This window comes from Plantactinospora sp. B5E13 (assembly GCF_039871775.1).
Taxonomy (GTDB): Bacteria; Actinomycetota; Actinomycetes; order Mycobacteriales; family Micromonosporaceae; genus Plantactinospora.
Window position 1 is genome coordinate 38,105 of record NZ_JBDPLT010000021.1, and the last position, 25,437, is coordinate 63,541.

At 72.4% G+C, this 25,437-nt stretch carries 25 protein-coding genes; 8 read left to right on the forward strand and 17 right to left on the reverse strand.

Annotated features, from left to right (window positions below; genetic code table 11):
• The first annotated feature begins 39 nt into the window (after positions 1-39).
• Positions 40-648 (forward strand): DUF1349 domain-containing protein, encoded by a 609-nt coding sequence (locus ABGB05_RS19940; RefSeq protein WP_347654946.1) that lies wholly within the window; start codon positions 40-42, stop codon positions 646-648.
• Between the two features lie 96 nt (positions 649-744).
• Here ABGB05_RS19940 and ABGB05_RS19945 read toward each other — a convergent pair whose 3' ends face one another.
• The 5 genes from ABGB05_RS19945 to ABGB05_RS19965 all read right to left on the reverse strand — a co-directional run bounded on the left by ABGB05_RS19945 (position 745) and on the right by ABGB05_RS19965 (position 4,407).
• Positions 745-1,194, reverse strand: a complete 450-nt coding sequence (locus ABGB05_RS19945; RefSeq protein ID WP_347654947.1) for a DoxX family protein — start codon at positions 1,192-1,194, stop codon at positions 745-747.
• 164 nt (positions 1,195-1,358) lie between these two features.
• Positions 1,359-1,679 carry a protease inhibitor I42 family protein gene (locus ABGB05_RS19950; RefSeq protein WP_347654948.1) on the reverse strand — a complete coding sequence of 107 codons (321 nt, stop codon included), beginning with the start codon at positions 1,677-1,679 and terminating at the stop codon, positions 1,359-1,361.
• Between the two features lie 45 nt (positions 1,680-1,724).
• Positions 1,725-2,546, reverse strand: a complete 822-nt coding sequence (locus ABGB05_RS19955) for a C1 family peptidase (RefSeq protein ID WP_347654949.1) — start codon at positions 2,544-2,546, stop codon at positions 1,725-1,727.
• A gap of 271 nt (positions 2,547-2,817) precedes the next feature.
• Positions 2,818-3,735 (reverse strand): hypothetical protein, encoded by a 918-nt coding sequence (locus ABGB05_RS19960; protein ID WP_347654950.1) that lies wholly within the window; start codon positions 3,733-3,735, stop codon positions 2,818-2,820.
• A gap of 84 nt (positions 3,736-3,819) precedes the next feature.
• Positions 3,820-4,407, reverse strand: coding sequence for a TetR/AcrR family transcriptional regulator (locus ABGB05_RS19965; RefSeq protein ID WP_347654951.1), 588 nt, complete (start codon positions 4,405-4,407; stop codon positions 3,820-3,822).
• Positions 4,408-4,481: 74 nt separating this feature from the next.
• On the opposite strand from ABGB05_RS19965, the gene ABGB05_RS19970 reads away from it, so the two are divergent.
• Positions 4,482-4,943, forward strand: a complete 462-nt coding sequence (locus ABGB05_RS19970; RefSeq protein WP_347654952.1) for a GNAT family N-acetyltransferase — start codon at positions 4,482-4,484, stop codon at positions 4,941-4,943.
• An 88-nt stretch (positions 4,944-5,031) separates the two neighbouring features.
• Here ABGB05_RS19970 and ABGB05_RS19975 read toward each other — a convergent pair whose 3' ends face one another.
• From ABGB05_RS19975 to ABGB05_RS20020, 10 genes are all read right to left on the reverse strand, one after another.
• Positions 5,032-5,844, reverse strand: a complete 813-nt coding sequence (locus ABGB05_RS19975) for a class I SAM-dependent methyltransferase (RefSeq protein ID WP_347654953.1) — start codon at positions 5,842-5,844, stop codon at positions 5,032-5,034.
• A gap of 113 nt (positions 5,845-5,957) precedes the next feature.
• Positions 5,958-6,854 carry an ABC transporter ATP-binding protein gene (locus ABGB05_RS19980; protein ID WP_347654954.1) on the reverse strand — a complete coding sequence of 299 codons (897 nt, stop codon included), beginning with the start codon at positions 6,852-6,854 and terminating at the stop codon, positions 5,958-5,960.
• The gene (locus tag ABGB05_RS19985; protein ID WP_347654955.1) at positions 6,854-7,600 is read right to left on the reverse strand and encodes an ABC transporter ATP-binding protein; all 747 of its coding nucleotides are present in this window, start codon (positions 7,598-7,600) and stop codon (positions 6,854-6,856) included. The genes ABGB05_RS19980 and ABGB05_RS19985 overlap by 1 nt, the downstream gene beginning before the upstream one ends.
• Positions 7,597-8,661: a branched-chain amino acid ABC transporter permease gene (locus ABGB05_RS19990; protein ID WP_347654956.1), complete on the reverse strand. Its 1,065-nt coding sequence runs from the start codon at positions 8,659-8,661 to the stop codon at positions 7,597-7,599. Before ABGB05_RS19990 ends, ABGB05_RS19985 begins: the two co-directional genes overlap by 4 nt.
• The gene (locus tag ABGB05_RS19995) at positions 8,658-9,575 is read right to left on the reverse strand and encodes a branched-chain amino acid ABC transporter permease (RefSeq protein WP_347654957.1); all 918 of its coding nucleotides are present in this window, start codon (positions 9,573-9,575) and stop codon (positions 8,658-8,660) included. The genes ABGB05_RS19990 and ABGB05_RS19995 overlap by 4 nt, the downstream gene beginning before the upstream one ends.
• The gene (locus tag ABGB05_RS20000; protein ID WP_347654958.1) at positions 9,572-10,771 is read right to left on the reverse strand and encodes an ABC transporter substrate-binding protein; all 1,200 of its coding nucleotides are present in this window, start codon (positions 10,769-10,771) and stop codon (positions 9,572-9,574) included. The genes ABGB05_RS19995 and ABGB05_RS20000 overlap by 4 nt, the downstream gene beginning before the upstream one ends.
• A gap of 92 nt (positions 10,772-10,863) precedes the next feature.
• Positions 10,864-11,241, reverse strand: a complete 378-nt coding sequence (locus ABGB05_RS20005) for a roadblock/LC7 domain-containing protein (RefSeq protein ID WP_347655028.1) — start codon at positions 11,239-11,241, stop codon at positions 10,864-10,866.
• Between the two features lie 20 nt (positions 11,242-11,261).
• Entirely contained in the window at positions 11,262-13,763 is a 2,502-nt protein-coding gene (locus ABGB05_RS20010; protein ID WP_347654959.1) for a nitrate- and nitrite sensing domain-containing protein, read from the reverse strand.
• Positions 13,764-14,018: 255 nt separating this feature from the next.
• Positions 14,019-14,678 carry a helix-turn-helix transcriptional regulator gene (locus ABGB05_RS20015; RefSeq protein WP_347654960.1) on the reverse strand — a complete coding sequence of 220 codons (660 nt, stop codon included), beginning with the start codon at positions 14,676-14,678 and terminating at the stop codon, positions 14,019-14,021.
• Between the two features lie 289 nt (positions 14,679-14,967).
• A complete protein-coding gene (locus tag ABGB05_RS20020; RefSeq protein ID WP_347654961.1) occupies positions 14,968-16,257 on the reverse strand; it encodes a cytochrome P450 in 1,290 nt (429 codons plus the stop codon).
• A gap of 349 nt (positions 16,258-16,606) precedes the next feature.
• Here ABGB05_RS20020 and ABGB05_RS20025 point away from each other — a divergent pair, with 349 nt between their 5' ends.
• The 5 genes from ABGB05_RS20025 to ABGB05_RS20045 all read left to right on the forward strand — a co-directional run bounded on the left by ABGB05_RS20025 (position 16,607) and on the right by ABGB05_RS20045 (position 23,457).
• Entirely contained in the window at positions 16,607-16,774 is a 168-nt protein-coding gene (locus ABGB05_RS20025; protein WP_347654962.1) for a hypothetical protein, read from the forward strand.
• A 153-nt stretch (positions 16,775-16,927) separates the two neighbouring features.
• A complete protein-coding gene (locus tag ABGB05_RS20030; protein ID WP_347654963.1) occupies positions 16,928-19,081 on the forward strand; it encodes a M14 family zinc carboxypeptidase in 2,154 nt (717 codons plus the stop codon).
• A gap of 82 nt (positions 19,082-19,163) precedes the next feature.
• Complete coding sequence (locus ABGB05_RS20035; protein ID WP_347654964.1) at positions 19,164-20,231, forward strand: zinc-dependent alcohol dehydrogenase family protein; 1,068 nt, start codon at positions 19,164-19,166, stop codon at positions 20,229-20,231.
• A 105-nt stretch (positions 20,232-20,336) separates the two neighbouring features.
• Positions 20,337-21,995 carry an FAD-dependent oxidoreductase gene (locus ABGB05_RS20040; protein ID WP_347654965.1) on the forward strand — a complete coding sequence of 553 codons (1,659 nt, stop codon included), beginning with the start codon at positions 20,337-20,339 and terminating at the stop codon, positions 21,993-21,995.
• 34 nt (positions 21,996-22,029) lie between these two features.
• Positions 22,030-23,457, forward strand: a complete 1,428-nt coding sequence (locus ABGB05_RS20045; protein ID WP_347654966.1) for an ATP-binding protein — start codon at positions 22,030-22,032, stop codon at positions 23,455-23,457.
• Positions 23,458-23,496: 39 nt separating this feature from the next.
• Here ABGB05_RS20045 and ABGB05_RS20050 read toward each other — a convergent pair whose 3' ends face one another.
• Positions 23,497-24,078 carry a sigma-70 family RNA polymerase sigma factor gene (locus ABGB05_RS20050; RefSeq protein WP_347654967.1) on the reverse strand — a complete coding sequence of 194 codons (582 nt, stop codon included), beginning with the start codon at positions 24,076-24,078 and terminating at the stop codon, positions 23,497-23,499.
• 108 nt (positions 24,079-24,186) lie between these two features.
• Between ABGB05_RS20050 and ABGB05_RS20055 the strand changes: the two genes are divergently transcribed.
• Positions 24,187-25,014: a zf-HC2 domain-containing protein gene (locus ABGB05_RS20055; RefSeq protein ID WP_347654968.1), complete on the forward strand. Its 828-nt coding sequence runs from the start codon at positions 24,187-24,189 to the stop codon at positions 25,012-25,014.
• An 84-nt stretch (positions 25,015-25,098) separates the two neighbouring features.
• Here the strand turns inward: ABGB05_RS20055 and ABGB05_RS20060 are convergent, their stop codons facing one another.
• On the reverse strand, positions 25,099-25,398 hold the full coding sequence (locus ABGB05_RS20060) for a DUF6582 domain-containing protein (protein WP_347654969.1): 300 nt from the start codon (positions 25,396-25,398) through the stop codon (positions 25,099-25,101).
• Between the last annotated feature and the right edge of the window lie 39 nt (positions 25,399-25,437).

Here is a 25,437-nt window from a genome sequence, read left to right on the forward strand (position 1 = left end):
GGGTCCCCGCGGCCGGGTCCCTTCTGGCATCCTGCCCGGATGGGAATCAGCCTCGCTCCAATCCCGACACCATTGGCCTGGGAGGTCGAACCCGCCGAGTGGCACCACAATCGCGAGACGGGGCTCACCGTGACCGCACCGGCCGGAACGGACATGTTCGTGGATCCCGCGGGCGGTGAGCCGGTACTCAGCGCGCCCCGGCTGCTCGGCCCGGCCCCCTCCGGCGACTTCCGGCTCTCGGCCCGGGTCCGGGTCGACTTCGCCGCCACCTACGACGCGGGCTGCCTGCTGCTCTACGGCGGGCCACGGAACTGGGCGAAACTCGCCTACGAGCGGTCGCCGCAGAACACCGCCATGGCGGTCTCGGTGATCACGCGCGACGTGTCGGACGACGCCAACGGCTTTGTGGTACCGGACGGTGCGCCCCTCTGGTTACGGGTGAGCCGGGTGGGGGCGGCCTGGGCCTTCCACGCCAGCACCGACGGGTCCTGGTGGCACTTCGTCCGCTACTTCCGGCTGGAGGCACCGGACGAGCCGCTGCGGGTGGGCCTGGAGGCGCAGTCCCCGACGGGGTCCGGCTGCACGGTGGAGTTCGACCGGCTCGGCTTCGCGGTGGGCCGGCTCGCGGACCTGCGCGACGGCAGTTGACCACCATCGGTGGAACACGGCGTCGCGCCCGTTCCCGCGTCCGGCCGGGGCCGGGGTACGGAGAACGGGCGCGACGGGTGGCTGACGGCCGCTCGGTCAGCGGGCGGGCGCGGCCACCGGCTCGGGGCTCTCCACCACGCTCCGGGTGCGGCGTCGGGCGAGCGCGGCGTCCAGTGACCACCGCCCGCCGCCGAGCGCGGCGACCAGCAGGAAGGACCAGCAGAACATCGCGGCGAGTTCACCGCCGTTGTTCAGCGGCAGCAGGGCTTCCGGCTGGTGCACCACGAAGTACGCGTACGCCATCGAGCCGGAGCAGATGACGGCCGCGACGCGGGTGCTGAGGCCGACCAGCACGAGTACGCCGCCGACGAGCTGGATCAGCGCGGCGTACCACCCGGGCCAGGTGCCGAGCGGGATGGCCTCGCCGCTGCCCCGGTTGCCGCCGAAGACCCCGAACAGGGACGCGGCGCCGTGCAGGGCGAACATCAGGCCGAGCACGACCCGGAACAGGGTGGTGACGGTCTCGCTGACGCGGACGTTGGTCATGGGACACTCCTTGCGGCTGACAGGAAGTAACGGTCGGGTCCCACGGCGAAGTCACGGTAACCAAATGCATCGAAGACTGTCAATAGTTGCTGCTCCGCATGCATGACGCCGCCATACCCATCGTCACCCCACCGCGTCGACCGCCGCTGGCGGATTGACCGGCGTCACCGCACGGCGATGCTCACCTCGAACCGTCGAGCCACCGGCCCGGCCGGCTCCCAGCCGCGCCGCAGCGCCAGCCGCAGCGTCGTCCGGCCCTCGCCGACCACGCTGAACCGGAGCTGCCGGCTCCCCCCGGCGCCCAATCCGCCCGACCCGGGCCGGAAGACGTCCCCGGCGGGGGCGACCACCCGGTCGTCGAACGCCTCGAGGTGCCACCGGTAGCCGGAACTCGGCGTCTCACCGAGTTCGACGACAACCAGGTCACCGGGGACGGCCGCGTACGACCGCCCCGCGTCGCGCTCGGTCAGCTCATGGCGGGCCACCGGCGAACCTCCGATCCGCGGCCCGGGGTCGGACCACGTCCCGGTTCAGTGTGGCAGCTCCACCGCGCAGCACGCCTCCCCGCGATCCTGGAGCAGACCGTCGAAGTCGCCGCGCCTCATCTTGAACCGGCCGCCCTGCCCCCAGTCCGCGCCCCAGGAGTTCTGGAACAGGTAGGCGTCCTCGTCCTCGATCCGGTCGAGCATCAGATAGCAGTGGCCACCGCTGGCCGCCCCGGTCGGCTTGACGAACCCGTCCGCGTCCGGGTTGAACATGTCACTCGTCCAGGCGGTACCCACCACGATCGACCCCTGGCTGTCGATCCACTCGTCGATCTCCGCGGTGGTACGCGCGAAGGCGAAGGCGGCCAGCCGTCCCCGCTCCCGGACCGCCAGCGCCCCGGACCGTACGGTCGAACCGTTCTCCTTGCCCGGCTCCCCGTCGATCACCTTGCACTCGTAGTAGAGGGCGTGGCCGTCGGCGTTCTGGTAGGTGCCGGCGACCGGCATCGCGTCCACCCAGCCGGCCCAGCCGAATCCCACGCAGTGCCCGGTCTGGCCCTGGTCCAGCTGGACGGTCAACTCCCAGGCCGGGGCGGCGTCCCGTTTCGCGACCGGCTCCCGCTGGGTCCGCAGCCAGCGCCAGAAGACCAGGTACGCCCGCCAGTCCGAGAAGTACGGCGTGTCGGTGAGGATCTGCTCGACGGTCATCTGCCGGATCGACTCCGGCGGCTCGGCGATCTCCAGCAGTCGGGGGATGTCCCAGTCCCGCGCGTCCGGCTGGTAGCGCCAGCCGAGCAGCTGCGGGCCGGGCGTCGCACTCGCACTCGTCTGTGGTGGATCCACCGCGAAGCGCCTCTGCTGCTCCATCGACTCACCTTTCTCGACCGGCCGGCCGCGGGCGCCGCCCGGGCCCTACCGGGTGGGTGGGAGGCGGCCGGCCGCACCCGAGGGTGACGCCGGGCCGTTCCCGGCCCGTCCACCGTCGTCGTACCGGATCGGGAACGGGCCGGTCCGCGTCGAGGCCGCCGCGCCTCCCATTCTGCGCCGTTGGGTCCGGGCACGGGTCGGTTCAGCGGAGCCGTCCGGCGAACTGATCGGCTGGAAACCGGGCAGGCTGATCGGCTGGAACACCGGGGAGCTAATCGGTTGCAAGGTCGGCACACTCCGTCTCGTCAGGTAGCAGCGGACGCAGCGCGACCGTCCAACGGTCGTCGCCGGACGTCCACGGGGTCTGGGCGTTCGCCTTGGTGGCCATGGTCAACAGTTCGGACAGGGCGGCACCGCGCAGTTCGACGCAGCCCGGATCCGGGCCGGGCCCCAGCGACGGGCCCGGCAACGCCGGGCCGGGCCAGGCCAGCGCGGGCTGCGCCGGGAGGCCCTCCGGGTCCCCGGGCCAGGCGGTGGCCAGTGCCGCCACCGCGCTGGGCTGGTACGGCTCGGCCGGGCCGACCCGGTCGGCGCCCAGGGTGCCGGCGAGATCGGTGAGTGCCGCCACCAGTTCCCGCAGTTTCGCCCGACCGGCCCGCTGAGCTTCGGTCAGCCCGTCCGAAGGCGCCCCGCCCTCGGCCGACCCGTCCGGCTGCTGGAAGCCCGTGTCCAGGGCGTACACCTCCAGGACCTCGGTACCGGTGGCGAACCTGACGGTGAAGCGGGTCGAGGGGACGTCCGTGATGGAGGGCCGGCCAAGGTCGGTCCCGGCCTCGACACCGGCGGCCCGGGCCCGCTCGATCAACCGGTCGACGTCCTCCCCGGCGATCCGCTGGACCTGGACGTTCGGCAGCGCCGGGCCGGGAAAGGCGAGGGTCTGGGGCCCTTCGGTGATCACCCGTCCGTCGGCGTACACCGTCACCATCGGCAGCCGGCCGAGCAGGATGGCCGGGGTGACGTAGCCGCCGGTGTGCTCCACCCGCAACACGACCCCGGACGGGTCGGCAGCGTCGGCCACGGGCAGGCCGGGGGCACCGGCACCGGTTCCGTCGGCGCCCTGGGCGCAGGCCGTGACCAGTAGGAGCAGGGAACCGGCCGCGATCGCCGGGAGAGTCCGCCAGTTGTTCATGACCGGTCTGACGGATCACCGCACCGTACGGTTCCCGTGCCATCGTTTCCTCGCGACGACGACGGAGTCGCCGTGGCCATCGTCCTACAGCCGCGACAGCGATCCGACCGCGGCGTCGACGGCCGCCTGCTGCAGCTGTGCCGGATAGGTCTCCGGGTCGACCGCCGCCAGGGTGTTGAGCCCTTCGACGAGCGCGACCAGGTGTTTCGCCACCCGGTCCCGGTGGTCCAGCGGCCAGTCCGGATGGCTGGCGGCGACCAGCCGGGCGATCCGGCGACAGAAGGACCGGTTGTTGGCGGCGTGCAGCTCCGCGAGCCGGGGATCGGCCAACGCGGCGGCCAGGAAACCCAGCCAGACCCGGGCCTCCTCCCGCTTTTCCGGAGTCAGGCAGGCGGCTTGGAGGAGGACCGCGCGCAGCACCTCCGACGGTGGTCCACCGGCCGCCTCGGCCGCGTCCGCCCGTTCGGCGGTGCGCTGGTGCAGCAGCTCACGGGCGTGGACGAGGAGTGCCCGCTTGTCCGGGAAGGTGTGCAGCACCAGACCGGTCGTGCACCCGGCCCGCTCGGCGACCGCCCGCAGGGTGAGCCCCGACAGGCCCTGCTCGGCCAGGACCGCCCAGGTCGCCGCGGAGAGCCGGGCCTGCTGCTCCGGCAGGTCACGTTGTCTGCTCACCGCACCCCTTCCACCGAATCCGTTACCGTAACGCATGTTACGGTAACGTCCGTTACCAACGAGAGGAGCGGCGGATGGCCGGGACGGTGCTGGTCGAGCTCGCCGACTGGGACTCCCCGGACGGCGCCCGGCTGCGCGCGGCACAGCGGGCGGAACTGGACGCGCGGTACGGCAACAGCGACCACGAACCGGGCGAGCCCCCGTCGGCCGGCAGCGTCGCGGTGTTCGTCATCGCCCGCGCCCCGGACGGCACACCGCTCGGCTGTGGCGGACTACGCTTCCTCGACCACAACTCGGCCGAGATCAAGCGGATGTACGTCGTACCGACCGCCCGTGGCACCGGAATCGCGGTGGCCATCCTCCGGGCGCTTGAGGAGCGGGCCCGCCGGCGCGGGGTGGAGTCGCTGCTCCTGGAGACCGGCACCGCCCAGCCGGACGCGATGCGCTTCTACGAGCGCGAGGGCTACCGGCGCATCGACAACTTCGGCCCCTACCGCGACGAACCGCTGTCGGTCTGCTACGCCCGTCAACTGTGACGGACTCGGTGGGACCCGGGGCGTCGGGCGGGCCCCGGTCGGCCCGGTGCTGGTGGCGGGTCCGGACCCGCCACCAGCATCCACCGGGTCAGGACAGTGGTCGGGCCGCCCGCCGCCCCCGGGTGGAGACGAACTGGTACGACAGCGAGGCGAACGCGGGGTCCCGGGCCAGTTCCCGGAAAACGTGCAACTGGTCCGCCGACAGACCGGTGGCGAGCAGCCGCGGTTCGAGCTGACGGGAGTTCGTCTCGTGCAGGGACGCGCCGGTGGAGCCGCCGGGCCAGCTCTGCGAGTGGGTGATGGTGTCCACCTCCCCGAGACCGGCCAGCACCATCTCGGTGTGCACGTCCTGTGCCCAGGCCAGATCCGCACCCCGGTCCTGCAGGATGCCCAACGTCGCCTCCATCACCTCCTGGAAGAGCTTCGCCGCGTCGTCGGTCGGCGCGGCCAGCACCCGCAGCCCTGCCGTGCAGTCGAACTCCTCGACGACCAGCCAGCCGCCGGGCGCCAACGCGTTGATCAGTTCGGCCAGCACCCGGCGCCGCTCGGGCAGGTGCAGCAGCACCAGGCGGGCGTGGATCACGTCGAACGGCCCGCCCTCCGGCGCCCCGGTCCGTACGTCGTGCTGCCGTACCACGAGATTGCCCTCGGAGACCAGGTGCGAGGGTTCGATGTCGGTGGCGACGACCAGTCCGGTGGGGCCGACGGCCCGGGCCATCAGCCGGGCGATCGAGCCGCCCCCGGCGCCCACCTCCCAGCACCGTGCACCGGGGCCGAGCACCGGGGCCAACCGGTCCGCCGTTATCGGATCGAGGAACGTCTCCAGGGCCCGCATCTGCGCCTCGGCTTCCGGCGAACGGTTGTCGAAGGCGTAACCGGTGCGAACAGGGGTGGTTGTCACGATCGGTACCTCCTTGTTGATGATCTGTGACGACGGCCCGCCCATGCTTCATCGCGCGTCGGCACCGGAGGGGATTCCGGGGTGCGGAACGCGAGGACGTGGTACGGCGTACGTCAGGGTGCGGACGAGGACGAGGGAGTGACTGTCGAAGGGGAGGATGGTGCGGTCGGGGATTCGGATGGCAGAGCAGGCCCGCCCGGGCCGCCGACGGGACCGGGACGGGCGGGGTCGGACCCGTTGCGGGCCGTCCCCGGGTCGGACGGAACCGGTACGCTCCCGTCCACGGTGGCCGCGCCGGCCACGCTCAGCAACGCCTCGACCGGCGCGGGATCGGCGCGTACCGCGGCCGACGTGTCGGTGAAGACCACCCGGCCGTAGTCGAGCACGGCGATCCGGTCGGCGACCTCGATCGCGTGCGGCAGCTGTTGTTCGATCACCAGAATGCTCAGCCCGGCCGCCGCCAGCCGGCCGATGAGTTCCCGGACCCGGGCCGCCAACTCCGGGGCGAGCCCTTCGCCCGGTTCGTCGAGGAGCAGCACCCGGGGCTGGGTGAGCAGCGCCCGGGCGATCGCCAGCATCTGCTGCTCGCCGCCGGAGAGCTGGTCTCCCCGGTGCCGCAGCCGCTCGGCGAGCCGGGGCAGCAGTTCCAGCACCCCCGGAACCGTCCACTGCGGACCGGACGGCGGTACGCCCCGACGCCGAACCCCGGCGGCGAGGGTCAGGTGCTCGGCCACGGTCAGCCGGGGAAACACCCGGCGCCCCTGCGGCACCAGGCCGACGCCGGCCCGGGCCACCCGGTGCGCGGGCCGGCCGGCCAGGTCGACCCCGTCGACCCGGACCTCGCCACGGTACGGCCGGAGCAGACCGGCGACGGTGTGCACCAGGGTGCTCTTGCCCGCGCCGTTGCGGCCGACCACCGCCTGCACGGCACCGGCCGCCACCTCCACCCCCACGTCGTGCAGGACGGTGCCGCCGTCGTACCCGACGTGGAGTCCGCTCACCCGCAGCATCAGCGCACCGCCTCGGCGTAGGCCCGCCGGACCGCCGACGAGTCGCGGATCTCGGCCGGCCCGCCGGTCGCCACGTGCTGTCCGTCGTGCAGCACGGTGACCGTGTCGGCCAACGCGTACACCAGGTCGAGCCGGTGTTCGACCAGCAGCACCGACACCTCCCGGGACAGCTCCGACAGCAGGGTGACCAGCCGCTGCACCTCGACGCTGGAGAGCCCGGCGGCGGGCTCGTCGAGAAGCAGCAGCCGGGGCTGGCCGGCGAGCGCCATGGCGATCTCCAACTGGCGCCGCTGACCGTGCGAGAGATGGGCAGCGATGCTGGTCGCCACGTCGGTCAGGCCGACCCGGTCGAGCAGTGCGAGCGCGGGTTCCCGCAGCCGGCTACGGAACCGTCCCGGCGTGACGACGCCACGCAGCCCGCCGGCCCGCCGCCAGGCGGCCACCTCGACGTTCTCCCGCGCGGTCAGCGACGGCCAGACGGCCGGACGCTGGTGGATGCGACCGATGCCGATCCGGGCCCGTCGGGCCGGCCCGAGTCGGGTCACGTCCCGGCCGGCGAAACCGATCCGGCCGGCGTCGGCCCGGGTCGCGCCGCCGATCAGGTCCAGCAGGGTGGTCTTGCCGGCGCCGTTCGGACCGATCAGGGCGTGCCGCTCCCCCTCGGTGATCCGCAGGGTCACCCGGTCCACGGCGGTCAGCGAGCCGTACCGCCGGGTCACCGCCTCGGCGGCCAACAGGATGCTCATCCGGGCACCTCCGAGCGGGTCCGCGCCGGGTCGGTGCGGGCCGGCCCGCTCCCCGACGGCCGGTCGGGCCCCGGATCACCGGGCCGGGAACGGGTCCGGGCGCGGGACCGGAACAGGGCGGCCACGTCGGCGGCGGAACCGGCCACGCCCCGCGGGAAGAGGTACGCGGTCAGCACGAACAGACCGCCGAGCACCAGCGGCGCGTGCCCGGGCAGCTGCCCGGAGACCCAGTCCCGGACCGCGATCACCAGGGCGGTGCCGGCGATCGCGCCACCGATCGACGTCGCCCCGCCGATCACCACCCCGAGCAGCAGCAGCGCGGAGATGTCGAAGCCGAAGTCGGCCGGCGACAGGTACTGCTGCGCGGTGACCAACAGCGAACCGGCGACCCCGGCCACCGCCCCGCCGGCCACGAACGCGGCCGCCAGGTAACCGGTGACCGGATGCCCACTGGCCCGCATCCGGGCCTCGTCGTCCCGGCTGGCCCGCAGCAGCAGGCCGGCCGGGCTCCGCAGCACCATCAGCACGATCGCCACCACCACCGAGACCACAACGAGGGTGTAGAGATAGCGTGCCTGGTCGCTGTCCAGCACGCCCATGCCCCAGACGGGCCGGATCGCCGGCATCCCGGCGAGGCCGTCCGTCCCTCCGGTCACCGAACGCCACCGACTGGCGGCGGTCACCGTCAGTTCACCGATGGCCAAGGTGATCATGAGAACCACCACGCCCCGGGCGTAGACCACCAACGGCACGGTCAGCGCCGCGAACAGCGCACCCGCGGCCGCGCCGGTCAGCACCTGCACCACCCCGACCGACGAGACGTGCAACCCGACCAGGGCACCGGCGTAGGCGCCGGCGGCGTACGGCCCGGTCTGGCCGAGCGTCGGCAGCCCGGCCACCCCGGTCAGCAGCGCGACGCTCACCCCGACCAGACCGAGCACCAGGGTCCGGGCCAGCAGCGACGTGGTGTACGGGTCGGTCAGCCAGGGCACCGCCACCGCGACGGCGAGTACGCCGACCACGATGACCTGGATCAGCCGGCGACGGAGGGTCCCGGTCACGTCGTACCTCCCCAGCGGAGTCGGAGTCCCCGACCGGGCAACCCCCGGGCCCGGACCGCGAGCACCGCCGCCATCGCCGCGAAGAGCAGGAACGGGGCCACGGTCGGGGCCAGCGCCACGCCGAGGGTCTGGATCTCCCCGACCGCGAGCGCGGCCAGCAGAGTGCCCCGGACCGAGCCGAGTCCGCCGAGCACCACGACCACGAGCGAGAGCAGCAGCACGGTGTCGGCGGTGGTCGGGGCCGGGCCGATGATCGGCGCGCCGAGCACCCCCGCGGCCCCGGCCAGCGCACCGGCGGTGCAGAGCACACCGATCCGGATCCGCGCCGGGTTCACCCCGAGGGAGGCGACCATCTCCGGGTCGTCGACCGCAGCCCGGACCAGCATCCCGGCCCGGGTCCGGGTCACCGCCAGCGCGAGCAGCACCGCGATCACCATCGCCACGCCGATGAACCCCAGCCGGTACGCGGCGTACCGGTGGCCGGCCACCTCCACGGTGCCCTCCAGCGCGGCTGGGATCCGCACCGGCAGACTGTCCGGCCCGAAGGCGGCGACCAGCAGCGCGCCGCCGGCCAGGGCGACCCCGAAGGTCAGCAGCGCCTGGGTGAGATGGTCGCGCCGGGCGACCGGTGCGAGCAGCCCGGCGAGCAGGCCGCCCGCACCGGCCCCGGCAACCACCCCGACGGCCAGGGCCAGCAGGAGGCTGGCCCAGCCGCCGTCGGCCAGCGCCGCCACGGTGTACGCGCCGACCGCGTACAGGGTGCCGTGCGCCAGATTGAGGATGTTCGCCACCCCGAAGCAGAGCACCAGTCCGGACGCCGCGACGAAGAGCAGCAACCCGTAGGCGACCCCGTCCAGGGCGGGAATCAGGTACGGGTCGATCGCGTCGGTCACCCGCGCCGCGTACCCGGTCATCCGCCCACGGTCGCCAGGTCCCCGACGACCGTGTTGGAGAGTGCCCGACCGTCCTGGCGAACCTGCCGCAGATACCACTTCTGCACCGGGGAGTGGGTCGTCGGAGAGAACTGCCAGGTCCCCCGGGGGCTGTCGATCTGGCCGAGTCCGGCGATCGCGTTGTTTATCTCCTCCGGGGTGGGGTTCGTCCCCGCCGCGCCGATCGCCTTGTCCAGGACCGCCGCCGCGTCGTACGAGGCCATCGCGTACGTGGTCGGCGAGCCGTCGTGGTCCTCCTTCCAGGCCGCGACGAAGGACCGGTTCTCCGCGTTGTCCAGGTCGGGCGAGTAGTTCAGTACCGAGTAGATGTTCTTCGCCGCCTCGCCCTGGGCGTTCAGCACGCCGCCCTCGGTGAGGAAGCCGGCCGCGTAGAGCGGCAGGTGGCTGATCTCCGACTGGGCGTACTGCTTGACGAAGTCGACCGCGGCACCGCCGGCGTAGAACGTGTAGACGGCCTCGGCACCCGACGCCTTGATCTGGGCGAAGTACGGGGTGAAGTTGGTGGTCGCCGGGAACGGGGTCCACAGTGTCTTGCCGTCCGGATTGGCCAGCCTGCCACCGATCTTGGCGAAGGTGTCGGTGAAGCCGCGCAACTCGTCCCAGCCACCCTGGTAGTCGGGGCCGATCGCGAAGACCTCGCCCTTGACGTTGTCCCGGACGTACTCGGCGATGGCCTCACCCGGCTCGTCGGAGAGGTAGGAGGTGGTCCAGATCCGGGCGACGTCCTTGAGTTCGGGCCGGCCGTTCGAGCCGACGAACGGGATCTTCGCCTCGGTGAGCAGCGGGTAGACGGCGGCCACCGAACCGCCGCCGACGATGCCGGTGAGCACGTGCACCCGATCCTGTTTGATCAGTTTTGTCGCGGCCGGTACGGCGGTCGGCGCGCCGTTGCCCTCGTCCGCCACCACCAACTCGACCTTGTGCCCGCCGAGCTTGTTGTCGTGCATCTTCAGGTAGAGCTCAAAACCGTCGCGGATCTCGGTGCCGACCGCCTCGTACGTGCCGGAGAGCGAGGCGAGCAGACCGATCTTGATCGTGTCCGGTGCGCCGCCGCCGTTGGCGCCGCTGTTGCAGCCGCTGGCGGCGACGGTCAGCCCGAGGGCGAGCAGCGCCCCGGCCAGGGCACGACGCCGGCTGGTACCGGTGGGAAATGGCATGGGTCTTCTCCAGGAGGGGGTGGAAGAGGATGGTGGGGATGTCCCGGGGAGCCGGGAGCCGAGCCGTCCGGTGCTTGTCGCGACCGCCTCGGTCACCGCCCCTGGGTCAGCGCGGCCCGGGCGGTCGGGGTCAGCACGTCGCCGATCCGGTTCGCCAACTCGGTCATCTCGTAGGAGACCTTGCCGACGTCGCAGTGGGGTGCGGCGAGGACCAGCAGCGAGGCGCCGTCGTTGAACGCCATCGAGAACATGAAGCCGCCCTCGAGCTGGGTGACGTTCGAGATCACCGCGCCGGCCTCGAAGAAGCCTGCGGCCCCCCGGAGCAGGCTGACCAGGCCGCTACCGGTCGCCGCCAACTGGTCGGCCCGGTCAGGCGGCAGATTCCGGGTGGAGGCCACCATCAGGCCGTCGGCGGAAATCGCGATGGCGTGGCTGACCTCCGGGGCCCGTTCGACAAAACTGTCCAGCATCCAGCCGAGGTCTCGTTGGTTCACGTCGTACTCCCTGTCGCGTCGCTTGTCGCCGAGGCGTTGACCAGCTTGGGACGGCGGGCGGCCACACCGCGGGCGTAGGCGGACATCGCGTTGGCCACCTCGGCCGGGTCCCGGTGCTCCGCGCCCTGCTGACGTGGAACCGGCGTGACGCCGCCGGGTACGAGGTGCCGCTGCGGCTGTCGTTTCGGCAGCCCGGACTGGGTGGTGGCGACGATGTCGGGGTTGACCACGCTGGTGGCGGCCCGCCATCCCTCGTCGGCCCGGGTCTGCCAGTCCGACACCGGTTGACTGACCGTGCCGTTCGCCGTGGCCGGTGCCGGCGCGGGCCAGCTCGGCGGCGGCTCCACGGGCACCGCCGGGGACGTTCCACGGTCGGTTCGGAACCAGTGGTTGACCTGCTGGAAGATGACCAGCTCCTGGGTCTGGTCGTCGCTGCGGTCGCCGCGCCGGGGAGCCGGTTGGAAGACCGAACCGGCCGGCAGCGCCCGTTCGGCCGGCGGTTGCCGGTTCGGACTCCGGCCGTCCGGCGGCCCGGGATACGGCTGCCCGGTGGTGACCGGGCCACGGGCCCGGGACTCCGGAATGGACGCGAGCCGTCCGGGGGCGAGCAGTTGGCTCTCCGGCGGCACGGGTCGGATCAACGCGGCCGGCAGGGAGATCTCGGCGATGGTGCCCAGCTTGGGGCCGGGCCGCAGCTCGACCGTGACGCCGAGCCGGTTGGCGAGCTGCCCGACCACCACCAGACCCATCGCCCGGACCGCCGCGACGTCGGTCGCCGGTGGTCGGGCCAGCAGGTCGTTGAGCTGCCCCAACCGCTGCGGGGAGAGCCCCACGCCCTCATCGCTGACCTGCAGGATGACCCGGTCGCCGAGACTGCGTGCGGTCACCCACGCCTCGGTCTCCGGCGGCGAGTACGACGTGGCGTTGTCCATCAGCTCGGCGAGCAGGTGCACGACCTCGTCGACCTTGTCGGCGACGACCGCCACGTCCGGGTCGACCACGCCGATCCGTACCCGGGTGTAGTGCTCGATCTGGGACAGTGCCGCCTGGACGACCTTCTGCATCGGTACGTCCTCGTGGCGTACCCGGCCGACGCCGACGCCCCCGAGCACCAGGAGGCTGGCGTTGATCCGGCCCATCCGGGTGGCCAGGCTGTCGAGTTTGTAGAGCTGCTGCAGCCGTTCCGGGTCGGTCTCGTCCCGTTCGACCCGGTCCACCTGGGCCAGTACGGCGTCGACCAGTCGCTGCTCACGCCGGCTGAGGTGGACGAAGATGTCCGCGGTGTTGGCCCGCATGACGGCCTGCTCGGCGGCGGTGCGGACGGCCGCCTGGTGCACTGCGGTGAACGCCTGGCCGACCTCGCCGATCTCGTCTCCGCTGTACGCCTCCAGGTGGGACGTCGACTGCCGGGCCAACGTCTCGGGGTGGATACCGGCGCTGTCGATGTGGCGCAGTTCGGCGACCATCGCGGGGAGTTCGGTGAAGGCGACGGAGTGGGCCGCGTCGCGCAGCCGCCGCAGCCGGCGGGTGATCTGCCGGGCCACCGCCCAGGTGACCAGCACGGTGAGCAGCAGGGCGACGGCCGTCGCGGCCGCCTCGGCGATCGCCCGCCACCGCTGTTCGACCCGGGCGGCGTCGACGTCGTCCAGCACCGCCGCGTCGACCCGCTGCTGTACGTCGAAGAGCCGGGCGGCCCAGCCCTGGGTGGCGCCGATCCAGGCGTTGATGTCGACGTCGAGCGGAGCACCGATCTCGGCGCGGGAGACCTCGTCCTGGAGACGCTGCAACGTCAGCGCCTCCTTGCCGCTGCCGGCCTGCTCCCACCAGACGTCCCACTCGCTGCGGGCCAGGCCGAGGAAGGAGAGACTGGCCTCGGTGAATCCGGTCCGGGCGGCCGTGATGTCCTGCTGCATCGCCGGGGTGAGCTGTCCGGCCGCGATCGCCCGCAGCACCGCGACCTGCTGCTGGCCGAGCGACTCCGCGGTCTTCGACAGCGCGGCGGCGGCCCGGATGCCGTCCGCCACCTCGGCCGAGGCGACTCCCTGGGCGATCGCCTCCCGGTAGGCGAGCAGGTCGGCGACGATGATCCGGTAGCTGAACGTGGTGGCGGAGACCGCCGCGTGTGCGGCGGTCCGCACCTGGGCCCGCAACGGCGGGAGGGCGGCCAACGCCTTGTCGACCCGGAGCAGAACCGCCTCCGGGCCGGCGGTCACCGCCGGGATCCGGGCACGTTGTCGGTGGTAGCGGGCGACGATGTCGTCGGTCTCGGCGGCCTGCCGCGCGTAGGTGTCCTGTTGGCGGGCGCCGGCCGAGGTCAACAGATCGGCCGCGGCGGCGCGTTCCCGCTGCAACTGGTAGGCCAGCCGGCCGGCCTCCGCGCCGAGTTCGGCGAGCCGGCCGAGGTCACTGGCGCGCTCCGCCTGCCGGACGCTGTCGGCGAGGGCCAGGCCGGCGAAGCCGACGACCGCCACCAACGGCGCGGCCACGATGATGCGCATCCGTGAGGCGATCTTCCAACCGCGTCGACGTACGGGCTGGGGCCGGGCCGCGTGGGATCCGGTGGTCGTGGCCAAGACTGACTCCCACGGCTCGTCATCGAGGAGATCTGCACCTTGCAATTAGCAAGTCCCATTCCGCCGGACGGCGGGGACGGATGACCAGGGTTCTCGGTGGTACAAACAGCTCGTACCACTACTTGTACCCAACAGCGGACCGACAGTCACTGTCACGGTGCTGGCGGACGGCATCACCGGTCAGCCGCGCCACCGGGCGGCGCCGGCCCGACCCCGGCGGGGCTCGGACGCCCGCCCACGCCCCTCCCCGGTCAGCCTCCGCCGGTCGACGGCCGGCTCGGCAGCCGGCTCCCCCGACCGGTCGGCCCGGTCCACACCCGGGTCCCGCAACTCCGCCCGAACCCCGGGCGTCGCCGCCCCGGGCGTCGCCAGGCCCGCCCGGGCCAGGGCCAGCTCCACCGACGACCGTTCCACGTCGGAGGGCAGGTGGACCCGGAGCATCTGGTCGATCAGCCCGCGCAGCTCGTCGATCGCCTCCACCACCGCCCGCCGGTCCCGGTCCTCCGGGAGCGGATCAACACCGGCCGGCTCTGCCCGTTCGGACCCGGCGACCCGGGGACCGCGCCGACCGTCCGCGGCGGCCTGCTCCTCCGCCACCCGCGGCCACAGCTCGGCGAGCCGACCACCGGTGCCGAGCACCTGGTCGCAGCGGATCGCCAACTCCTGGCTACCGAACCGGCGCCCCGCCTCCACCGCCGCGACGGTCTCCCGGCTGAACCGGACCCGGTCGGCGAGCGCGCGCTGGGTGAGCCCCTTGCGGGTACGCCAGCGGCGCAGCTCCCGTTGAAACTGTCGAGCGGCCGTCAATTCGGCGATCTCTCTGGCGGGCGCAGCATCCATTTACTCACCTTCGCGCGTCGGCGATTTGATCACGGCAGTGATGTGATCAGTCGACGGAACCATGAGCCAGGCACGCCGAAGATCATGATCCAGCAATTGCCGGGGCCAATTCTCGCCCTCCGGCGGCGGCCTGTGAAGATGCGTAGGCCACCCGTCGTTGACGGTAAGTGAAAAACCTAGTACGCGAAGCTACTTGACGAATTGAATTGATCTCTGACGTGCCCGCCGCGGCGGCCGGCCCCGCCCCGTGGCGACAAAGCCCGAGGCGGCCGACACCGGCCGAGCCGGGTCAGGCCGCCCGGGCCGACGTGCCGGACGGGTCGCCCGGCCGGTCCGACGGCAGCGTACCGGCATCGACAACCGCCGGCAGGATCTGGTGTGCCCGGAACGCGACATTCGGTTTGTAGGCGGTCACGTACCCGGTGGCCAGCCGTAGCGCCGGAATTGCCTCGGCGAGTCGGCCGAGCGCGATCCGTGCCTCCAGCCGGGCCAGCGCCGCGCCGATGCAGAAATGTGGACCGTAGCCGAAGGAAAGATGATCGCGGGCCGTAACCCGATCCGGATCGAATCGTTGCGGGTCGGCGAAGACCGCCGGATCACGGTTCGCCGCGCCGATCAACAGGAGGCACCGGGCGCCGGCCGGAATGGTCACCCCGCCGATCGTCACCGGTCGCCGGGTCACCCGCAGCCAGCCGTCGATGGCCGGCCCGAACCGCAACGTCTCCTCGAGGAACCCCGGTACACTTGCCGGCTCCTCGGCCAGCCGTCGCCACCGGTCCGGCGTGGTCAGCGCCTGCTCCAGGGCGTGGGCGAGCAGGCCGGCGGTGGTCTCGTGCCCTGCGACGAGCAGGTTGAACGCCATGCTCGCCACCTCGGGCTCGGTGAGCACCTCGTCGTCACCGTCGCGGTGGCGCAGCACCCGGCTGACGAAGTCGTCACCGGTGGCGCCCTCGTCGATCCGCCGGGCCACCAACTCCTGGCAGTAGTGCCAGAAGTCCAGCAACCCCTGGGCCAGCCGGACCTGCTCGGCCGGCTCGGGCCGGCCCCAGATCAACGCGATCTGACCGTCCGCCCAGCCACGGATGCGGGGCACGTCCCGGTCCGGTACGCCGAGGATGTCCACCACCACCAGCAGCGGCAGCAGGGCGGTGAACTCGGGCACGAGGTCCACCACCTCGCCCCGTCGCCGGGCGATCCCGTCGACCAGCTCGTCGACCCGACGGCGCACGATCGGTCCGAACTGGACGGAGACCCGGCCGGCCGTGTTGGCGAAGGTGGCCCGCAGCGCGGCCCGGGTCCGGGTGTGCACCGGCGAGTCGGCGGCGGCCGTGGTCGGCGGCACGTCCAGCCGCATCACCACCGCCAACGCCTCCGGGCACATCTCGTACACCGGCGCCAGGGTCAACGCGTTGCCGAAGCTCTCCGGATCCCCGAACGCCTGCCGTACCTGCTCGTGCCGGCTGATCAGCCACATCCCGAGGTCGTCGGCGTAGTGCACACCCTGGTCACGGTGCAGCAGGTCGCGCCAGACGGCGCCCGGATCGGTGAGATACGTACCAGCGAACGGGCGAAGTTCCATGGCCGCCTCCTGGCCCACGCGGTGGCGCGGCGACACGCCCTCCGTCGGTATCGGTTTCACCGTCGGGAATGTGTCGACCTCCGGATCCCCGGGACATCTGGGATTCCCACGATGCGCCCACCGGCGACGGTAGTCAAGGCATTGGCACATGCCGTTGTCCGGGTGCCACCGCACGATGCGCGGCGGCGGATGCGGCACCCCGTTCCGGCCCCGCCGGGCCACTTGCACCGCGCACTTGCACCGCTGGTCACGGTGGGTAACCCGACCTGGGTGCAGAAAATCGGCGGTCGGCGACGACGCCGGAAACCGGACCTCGGGCGGCCCCGTACCACACCACCGTGGACCACCGGTGGAGACGCTCACCGAGCCGGCACCAAAACGACCGTTAATCGTCGTCGACCAGGCAGCCGAATTTCCGATCATCGTCGACCTGAATGGACGCGACAGCTCGTCGCGCACGACAGTACGAATCACGCGCACGTTCCATTGTGGCCCCCGCTCGACGGCCAACCAGTGACAGCCTGACCCCGGGAGGTGACGGTAGGTCACCGCGACCGGCGGGCGGGCCACCCGCTGGCGACGTCATGATCACGTCGAGGTGGACGTCTTGACATAATTCGATCAAGGGACTGGTCTGTACCCAGAAACCTCGACTCCGTCAGGAGGTTCCGTGTCCCCCAGACGATGGTGGACGGCCACCGCCGCCACACTTGTCCTGACCACCACCGCGCTCGTCGCCCCCGGGGCGAGCGCCGCCGCCCCCACCGCCCCGACCACAGACGTGACGCTGGCTCCCGACGAGACCGCCCTGGTCCGCGTCCAGCTCCGCGACGAGGCGCAGTTCCGGCAACTGCTCGCCGAGGGTGCCGACATCGCCAACCGGCCCCGCCTCGACGACGGCCGCGTCCTCGCCGACCTGGTGCTGACCGGCCGGCAACTCGCCGCGCTGACCGCGCAGGGGGTGGTGGCCCGGCAGGTCGTCCAACGCGAGGGCGACGCCGCCCGCCGGTACGCCGAGAGTCTGCTGGCCGCACCGTCCCGGACCGGGTCACGCGTCCAGGGCGACGGGCGCGCCCCCGCCGTCACCGCCGCGGACACCCTGCAGTTCCTCCAGGCGTACTGGTGGACCTCGAACGGGCGCACCTTCGTGCAGACCCAGGTGGCGACCACCGCGACCGAGGATCCGGACGTCGAGATCACCGTGACCTGGCAGACCGCAGACGGCCAGACCGGTTCGTACCCGCTGGTCAGGTTCGCCGACGCGGGTGAGTACCAGTACCACTACGCCCTGCCGCAGCCGCTGCCGGCCCGCCCCGTCCGGGTCACCGCCAGCTCCAGCCTCGGCGGCGCCGCCCGGCCAACGAACCCGACGGCCTGGCCGAACGCGACCCCGCCGGCGCTGCCCGAGGGCTACCAGAAGGACTTCATCGACGCGTACCTGACCCCGACCGACATCCAGGCCCGGATCAGACGGCTGGCCCGCCAGTACGACGACCTGGTCGACGTCATCGACCTGCCGCACAAGACCCAGGGCTACCGGCGTACCGCCGCCGGCTATCTCGGCGACCCGGCCAGCGCCGCGATCGTGGTCGAGTCGGTCAGGTTCGGCGACCAGAAGATGAACGGCGTCCAGGTACGCACCGTCGACCCCGGCCGGCGCAACCGCCCACTGAACGCCACCTACCGGGACCGGGTGCTGACGGTCAGCCTGGCCACCGACGCGGCCGGGGCGACGATCAGCACCACCGACCAGGTGGCCGCGTTCGTCTCGGCCCGCTACCCGCAGCAGTTCTCCGCGTTCGTGGAGAACGGTTCGGCCGGACTGCCGATGCCGGTCGCCGGGCCGGTACGCCTCGACGACGGGCTGAAGGGCACCGAGGTGTCGAAGAAGCCGTGGACGGTGCAGGCGCTGCGGATCGGCGCCCACCGCGACGGTTCGCGGATCGGGGTGCTGGCGTACTCGCAGGAACACGCCCGGGAGTGGGCGACCCCGCTGGTCACCCTGGAGTTCGCCGAGCGGCTGCTGGCCAACGCCGGCACCGACCCGGCGACCCGGGAACTGCTCGACACCGTCGACGTGTTCGTCATCCCGATGGTCAACCCGGACGGCGCGAACTACTCGTTCCACGACGCCAACTTCCAGCGCAAGAACCTGGTGAACCACTGCACCGGGGCACAGCGTGACCCGGCCAACCGGGACGCGTTCGGCGTCGACGTCAACCGCAACTACACCGTCGGCTCGCTCTTCGACGGCTACACCGGGGCCAGCACCAACTGCCTCTCCGGCACCTACGCCGGCACCGGGGAACTCTCCGAGGCGGAGAGCCGCAACGTGATCGCGCTGGCGCAGCAGCACCCGAACATCCGGTTCGCGATGAACGTGCACTCGTACGGTGGGTACTTCATGTGGCCGCCGGGGGCGTACCGGGCCGACGGCAGGGTCACCCTGCCCCGGCCCTCGATCGACGAGTCGAAGATGTTCCTGGACAGCGCCCGACGGATCGTCGGGGCGATCGCGGCCGACCGCGGCACGGTGACCTGGCCGTCGCAGACCGGCCCGGTCGCCGACGTGCTCTACTCGGCGGCCGGTAACTCCGCCGACCAGCTCTACTACGAGCTGGGCATCTTCGCCTGGGACTTCGAGGTCGGCAACGACCGCTGGAACGAGACGACCGGGCAGTGGGAGGGCGTCGGATTCCAGCCCCCGTTCGACGAGGCGCACGCCGAGTCCCAGGAGTACGCCGGCGGTCTGGTCGAACTGCTCCGGGTGGCCCGGGACTACGCGCGGGACCAGGGTGAGGCGCTGGCCCTGACCCGCCGGTAGGCCGTACCCCGCCTCCGCGTCGGCAGAAGGGCCCCTTCCGCGGGAAGGGGTCCTTCTGCGCGCCCGGGGCGGGCGTGTGAGGATGGCTCGCGTGCGGGCGGTGGTGTTTGACGAGTTCGGCGGCGTTCCGGAGCTGCGGGAGGTGCCCGATCCGGCGCCCGAGCCGGACGGTGTGGTGGTCCGGGTCGCGGCGACCGGGCTGTGTCGCAGCGACTGGCACGGCTGGCAGGGGCACGACCCTGACATCCGTCCGCCGCACGTACCCGGTCACGAGTTCGCCGGCGAGGTGACCGCGGTCGGTTCCGCCGTCACCGGGTGGCGGGTCGGCGACCGGGTCACCGCACCGTTCGTCTGCGCCTGCGGGAGTTGCCGCGCCTGCCTCGCCGGCGACCAGCAGGTCTGTGAGCGGCAGACCCAGCCCGGCTTCACCCACTGGGGTTCGTACGCCGAGTACGTCAGCGTCCGCAACGCCGACGTCAACCTGGTCCGGCTGCCGGACGAGGTGAGCTTCGCCGGCGCCGCCGCGCTCGGCTGCCGGTTCGCCACCGCGTTCCGGGCGGTCGTCGCCCAGGGGCGCCTCGCCGCCGGTGAGTGGGTTTCGGTGTACGGCTGCGGCGGCGTCGGGCTCTCCGCCGTGATGATCGCGGCGGCCTGCGGTGCCCGGGTGGTGGCGGTGGACGTCAGCCCGGAGGCGTTGGCCCTGGCCCGGCGGTTCGGTGCGGCGGTGTGTCTGGATCCCACCACCTCGACCGGTGCCGGCGGGGTCGCCGCGGCGGTCCGCGAGCAGACCGACGGCGGCACGCACCTGTCGCTCGACGCGCTCGGCAGCGAGCCGACCTGCGTCGCCTCGGTCGAGAGCCTACGGCGGCGCGGCCGACACATCCAGGTCGGGCTGTTGCCGGCGGCCGCCGGGCGGACCGCGCTGCCGATGGACCGGGTGATCGGATACGAGTTGGAGCTGCGGGGCAGCCACGGAATGGCCGCGCACGCCTATCCGGAGCTGCTGTCCCTGGTGACGGCCGGGGTGCTGCGCCCGGCGGACCTGGTCACCGAGACGATCGGGCTGGCCGCGGCGCCCACCGCGCTGGCCACCCTGGACCGCCCGCCGGTCGGCGGCATCCGCCTGATCCGCCCCGGCCTCGAGGGCTGACCCGACCCGGCGGCACCGCTGGACCAGGCCGGCGCCGAGAGCCGACCCGGCGCCACCGCTGGACCGGACCGACGCTGGGCTGCGGGTCGTGCTTTCATTGGTGCCATGGCGAACCCGGCGATCTTGACCGTCGACGACGATCCGGCGGTGTCGCGGGCGGTGGCCCGGGACATCCGGCGGCGCTACGGCGACCGCTACCGTGTGGTGCGGGCCTCCTCCGGGGACGAGGCGCTGGAGGCGTTGCGGGAGATCAAGCTCCGTGGTGACCAGGTCGCGCTGCTGCTGGCCGACTACCGGATGCCGCAGATGACCGGGATCCAGTTCCTGGAAGCGGCGATGGACCTCTTTCCGACCGCCCGCCGGGTCCTGCTCACCGCGTACGCCGACACCGAGGCGGCGATCGACGCGATCAACCTCGTCGACCTCGACCACTACCTGCTCAAGCCCTGGCACCCGCCGGAGGAAAAGCTCTATCCCGTGGTCGACGCGCTGCTGGAGGCGTGGCAGGCCGACCCACCCGCGACGGTGAACGAGGTACGGGTCGTCGGCCACCGCTGGTCCGCGCCGTCCTTCGCGGTCCGCGACTTCCTCGCCCGGAACCTGGTGCCCTACCGGTGGCTGCTCGCCGACGAACCGGAGGGCGGGCAACTGCTGGCCGCCGCCGGAGTGCCCGCCACCGAGGTGCCGCTGGTGGTGACCGTCGACGGCACGGCCCTGGTGAAGCCGACCGAGACCCAACTCGCGACACACGTCGGGCTGGCCACCACACCGGCGTCCGACTTCTACGACCTGGTGGTGGTCGGTGCCGGGCCGGCCGGCCTCGGCGCTGCCGTGTACGGAGCCTCGGAGGGCCTGCGCACGGTGCTGGTCGAGCGGCAGGCGACCGGCGGCCAGGCGGGACAGAGCAGCCGGATCGAGAACTACCTGGGCTTCCCGGACGGTGTCTCCGGCGCGCAGTTGGCCGACCGGGCCCGGCGGCAGGCGCTGAAGTTCGGCGCCGAACTGCTCACCGCCCGGGACGTGGTCGGCCTGGCGGCGGTCGGCGCCACCCGCCTGCTCCAGTTCAGTGACGGTACGTCCATCGCCGGTCACACGGTGGTGCTGGCCACCGGGGTCGCGTACCGGCAGTTGACCGCCCCCGGGCTGGCCGAACTGACCGGTCGGGGGGTCTTCTACGGCTCGGCCTCCACGGAGGCCCCGTACTGCGCCGGCGAGGACGTGTACATCGTCGGCGGGGCGAACTCGGCCGGCCAGGCGGCGGTGTACTTCGCCCGGCACGCCCGGCGGGTGCACCTGCTGGTCCGGGGGCCGGACCTGCAGCGGTCGATGTCGCACTACCTGATCGAGCAGATCGAGCGGATCGACAACATCGAGGTGCACCCGCACTCCGAGGTGGTGGGCGGCAGCGGCACGGAGCACCTCGAGGAACTGGTCATCTGCGACAACCGGGTCGGCCGGCAGCGTACCGTCAAGGCTTCCTGGCTGTTCGTGTTCATCGGCGCCGAGCCGCGCACCGACTGGCTCGCCGACGCGGTCGCCCGGGACGCCCGGGGCTACATCCTCACCGGCGCGGAACTGGCCAACGGCAGCCGGCGCCCGTCCGGCTGGTCGCTGTCCCGCGATCCGTACCCGCTGGAGTCGAGCCTGCCCGGCGTCTTCGCGGCCGGCGACGTACGGGCCGAGTCGATCAAACGGGTCGCCTCGGCGGTGGGCGAGGGCGCGATGGTCGTCTCGCTGGCCCACCAGTACCTGGCCGCGCAATAGTTGCCGGATCGACGACGAGGGGTCGGGGGTCGGGATGACGACGGAAAAGGACGAGCGGCTCGAGCTGGAGCAACTGCGGACGCTCTTCCTCTTCGAGTCGCTGGACGAGGAGAAACTCGGCTACGTGCACGAGCACGGCCGGGTGAAGCGACTGCCGGCCGGCGCCGACGTGTACCTCGAGGGCGAGCCGGCCCGCTGCTTCTACGTGCTGCTCGAGGGGACCGTGTCGCTGACCCGGCTGGTCCGGGGCGACCGGATCGAGATCATCCGCAGCAGCCAGCGCGGGGCGTACGCCGGGGCGACGCAGTCGTACCTGAACGAGCAACGGGTGGAGAACTACCTGAACAGCATGCGGGCGGTGACCGACGTCGCCCTCTTCGTGCTACCCGCCGAGGTGATCAGCACCGCCATGCGGCGCTGGTTCCCGATGGCGATGCACCTGATGGACGGCCTCTTCCTCGGCATGCGGACCACGGAGAACCTGGTCAACCAGCGGGAACGGCTGCTCGCCCTCGGCTCGCTCTCGGCGGGTCTGACCCACGAGCTGAACAACCCGGCGGCGGCCGCGGTCCGCGCCACCGCCGTACTCCGGGACCGGGTCTCCGGCATGCGACACAAACTCGCGCTGATCGCCGACGGTCGGCTCGACGGCGAACGGCTGCACCGGCTGGTCGAGTTCCAGGAGGCGGCGGTCAAGCAGGCCGCCAACGCGCCCACCCGGTCGCCGCTGGACACCAGCGACGCGGAGGATTCCCTGGCCGACTGGCTGGACGAGCACGACATCTCCGGCGGCTGGGACCTCGCCCCGATCCTCACCGCCGGTGGCATCGACGGGACGTGGCTGGAGCGGGTCGTCGACACCGTCAGCCGGGACGATCTGGAGCCGGCGATCCGCTGGCTCGCCTACACCGTCGAAACCGAACTGCTGATGGGCGAGATCGACGACGCGTTGCACCGGATCACCGGCCTGGTCGGGGCGGCGAAGCAGTACTCGCAGCTGGACCGGGCCCCGTACCAGACCGCGGACGTGCACGACCTGCTCGACGCCACGCTGGCGATGTTCAGCGCGAAGATCGGGCCCGGGGTACGGGTGGTCCGGGAGTACGACCGGAGTCTGCCGGCGATCCCGGTCTACGCGGGCGAACTCAACCAGGTCTGGACCAACCTGGTCGACAACGCCCTGTACGCGATCGGCGAGAGCGGCGTGCTGACCGTGCGTACCGGGCAGGCGGAGGAACGGGTCGTGGTGGAGATCGTCGACACCGGTCCCGGCATCCCCGACGACGTCCGGTCCCGGATCTTCGAACCGTTCTTCACCACCAAGCCGATCGGCGAGGGCACCGGGCTGGGGCTGGAGATCTCGTACCGGATCGTGGTCAACAAGCACCACGGCGACCTCGCGGTCGAGTCCGAGCCGGGCCGGACGGTCTTCCGGGTCTGTCTGCCGGTCTCCGGACGCTGACCCCCGGCTCCCGCACCGGCAGTCGGTGCCCGGCCGTCGTCAGCTGGTGGAACGGAGATCGCGGGGGTTGCCGTCGGCGCGCATCGCCGCGACGAGGTCCTCCCGGGCCCGGGCCACCCGGGACCGGATCGTGCCGACCGGACAGGCACAGACCTCCGCCGCCTCGGCATAGCTCAGTCCGACCACCTGGGTGGCGACGAACGCCTCCCGGCGGTCCGGGGCCAGGTCCTCCAGCAGCCGGGCCAGCTCGACCGCGCCGGCGAACCCGGCGGCCTCGCGGGCCAGTTCGGCGTCGGCGGCGAGTTGCCAGTCGGGCAGCGCGGCCACCCGGGGGCGCCGCACGACCGTCCGGACGTGGTCCGCGCAGGCCCGCCGGGCGATCGCCAACAACCAGGTCAGCGCCTTCGACCGGGCGGCGAACCGGGGCAGCGCCCGCATCGCCCGCAGGTAGGTCTCCTGGGTCAGGTCCTCCGCCTCGCCCGGGCCGACCAGGTGGGAGACGAACCGGTGTACGTCGTGCTGGGTGGCCCGGATGAAGGCCGCCGCCGCCGACCGGTCGCCGGCCCTGGCGGCGAGTGCCAAACCGGTGATCTCGTCGCCGTCGGCGCCGGGGGAAGACATGTCCCCACGCTACCGGTGGCCCCGGACCCGGAATACCCCCGCCCGGCATACGGAAGGTCGCCGTACCCCGGCGGGAACCGGCACCGCCCGGCAACCGACTATGTGGGTGTGGGGTGTGAACAGTATCGAGAAGCCCTGTCGGCACGACTCGACGGCGAGGAGGACGTCACCGAGCGGGCCGTGACGGATCGCCACCTGGCCAACTGCGCGGAGTGTCGGGCCTGGCTGGAGAGCGCGACGACGCTGAACCGGTACGCCCGGACCAGTCTCGTCCCGACACCGCCGCTGGAGATCGACGAGGCGCTGCTCGCGGCCGCCCCCGGACCCGGTCGGGCCCGGCTCGGCCGTGCGCTCCGGATCGGTCTCGGCGTGGTCGGGGTTGCCCAGTTCCTGCTCGGCACGGCCCAGATCGCCGGGATCGGCGACACCGCCCACCCGCACGGTCTGGAGGCTGTCCTCGGCGGCGGCCCGAACCACCTGTGGCACGAGTCGGCCGCCTGGAACGTCGCGCTCGGCGCCGGGTTCGCCTGGATCGCCCTGCGCCGGACGCGTCCGCTGGGTCTCGTGCCCACCCTCACCGCCTTCGTCGCCGTCCTCACCCTGCTCTCCACCAACGACGTGATCGCCGGACGGGTCGACGCCGGACGCATTCTCAGCCACACCCTGATCGTGGCCGGCTATCTGATCATTCTCGGACTCTCCCGGCCCGCCTTCGATACCGGAGAGCCGCCGCGCCGGTCCGGACCGGGTCGCGGGACGACGTGGCGGGTCACCTTCGAGGAGCAGGAGGAACGACCGGCACCGCCCCGGCTCCGCCTGCTCCGCAATCCGTCGGCGACGGCCCGGATCACCACCGCGTTCACGGTCCGGTCGGGCGACAATCGGGTGCCGGCCGCCGAGCGGCGGCAGGACCGACGGCACGACCGGGCGGCCTGAGCGCCGGGCGGTGGGACGCCGGCGGCTGTTGCCGGCAGTCCCCGGTACCGACCCGCTCCGGGCCGGCCGACCCGTCGTGGTCGGTCAGTGCGCCGGATTGGGGGTGTGCGGCAGTTTGCCCAGTTCCCGCCAGTCCGATTCGGCGACCTGGATCTGGTAGTGCCGGGCCGCCGCGAGGATGTTCGCGAACGCCTGGTCACGCTCGGCGTCAGTGACTCCCTGCGTCTGATCGAACCGCGCCAGCGCGTTCCGGACGTGCGCCGCGTCGGTGAGCGGCTCCTTGCGTTTACCGGGGAAGGCGAAGGCACTGTCGGGCAGTTCCCGGGACTGCTTGCTGCTGATCACGCCGTGCTGGTCGACGGGCTTCCAGGTTGTTTCCGGCACCACACACCTCCTGTTCCGGGGCTTCTCGAGCCGGGCCGG

What these genes read in the sequence shown, in the direction of transcription:
- ABGB05_RS19940 (WP_347654946.1), top strand. Translation starts at nt 40, where the DNA reads ATGGGAATCAGCCTCGCTCCAATCCCGACACCATTGGCCTGGGAGGTC.
- ABGB05_RS19945 (WP_347654947.1), bottom strand. Translation starts at nt 1,194, where the DNA reads ATGACCAACGTCCGCGTCAGCGAGACCGTCACCACCCTGTTCCGGGTC.
- ABGB05_RS19955 (WP_347654949.1), bottom strand. Translation starts at nt 2,546, where the DNA reads ATGGAGCAGCAGAGGCGCTTCGCGGTGGATCCACCACAGACGAGTGCG.
- ABGB05_RS19960 (WP_347654950.1), bottom strand. Translation starts at nt 3,735, where the DNA reads ATGAACAACTGGCGGACTCTCCCGGCGATCGCGGCCGGTTCCCTGCTC.
- ABGB05_RS19970 (WP_347654952.1), top strand. Translation starts at nt 4,482, where the DNA reads ATGGCCGGGACGGTGCTGGTCGAGCTCGCCGACTGGGACTCCCCGGAC.
- ABGB05_RS19980 (WP_347654954.1), bottom strand. Translation starts at nt 6,854, where the DNA reads ATGCTGCGGGTGAGCGGACTCCACGTCGGGTACGACGGCGGCACCGTC.
- ABGB05_RS19985 (WP_347654955.1), bottom strand. Translation starts at nt 7,600, where the DNA reads ATGAGCATCCTGTTGGCCGCCGAGGCGGTGACCCGGCGGTACGGCTCG.
- ABGB05_RS19995 (WP_347654957.1), bottom strand. Translation starts at nt 9,575, where the DNA reads ATGACCGGGTACGCGGCGCGGGTGACCGACGCGATCGACCCGTACCTG.
- ABGB05_RS20000 (WP_347654958.1), bottom strand. Translation starts at nt 10,771, where the DNA reads ATGCCATTTCCCACCGGTACCAGCCGGCGTCGTGCCCTGGCCGGGGCG.
- ABGB05_RS20005 (WP_347655028.1), bottom strand. Translation starts at nt 11,241, where the DNA reads ATGCTGGACAGTTTTGTCGAACGGGCCCCGGAGGTCAGCCACGCCATC.
- ABGB05_RS20010 (WP_347654959.1), bottom strand. Translation starts at nt 13,763, where the DNA reads ATGCGCATCATCGTGGCCGCGCCGTTGGTGGCGGTCGTCGGCTTCGCC.
- ABGB05_RS20015 (WP_347654960.1), bottom strand. Translation starts at nt 14,678, where the DNA reads ATGGATGCTGCGCCCGCCAGAGAGATCGCCGAATTGACGGCCGCTCGA.
- ABGB05_RS20020 (WP_347654961.1), bottom strand. Translation starts at nt 16,257, where the DNA reads ATGGAACTTCGCCCGTTCGCTGGTACGTATCTCACCGATCCGGGCGCC.
- ABGB05_RS20035 (WP_347654964.1), top strand. Translation starts at nt 19,164, where the DNA reads ATGGCTCGCGTGCGGGCGGTGGTGTTTGACGAGTTCGGCGGCGTTCCG.
- ABGB05_RS20040 (WP_347654965.1), top strand. Translation starts at nt 20,337, where the DNA reads ATGGCGAACCCGGCGATCTTGACCGTCGACGACGATCCGGCGGTGTCG.
- ABGB05_RS20045 (WP_347654966.1), top strand. Translation starts at nt 22,030, where the DNA reads ATGACGACGGAAAAGGACGAGCGGCTCGAGCTGGAGCAACTGCGGACG.
- ABGB05_RS20050 (WP_347654967.1), bottom strand. Translation starts at nt 24,078, where the DNA reads ATGTCTTCCCCCGGCGCCGACGGCGACGAGATCACCGGTTTGGCACTC.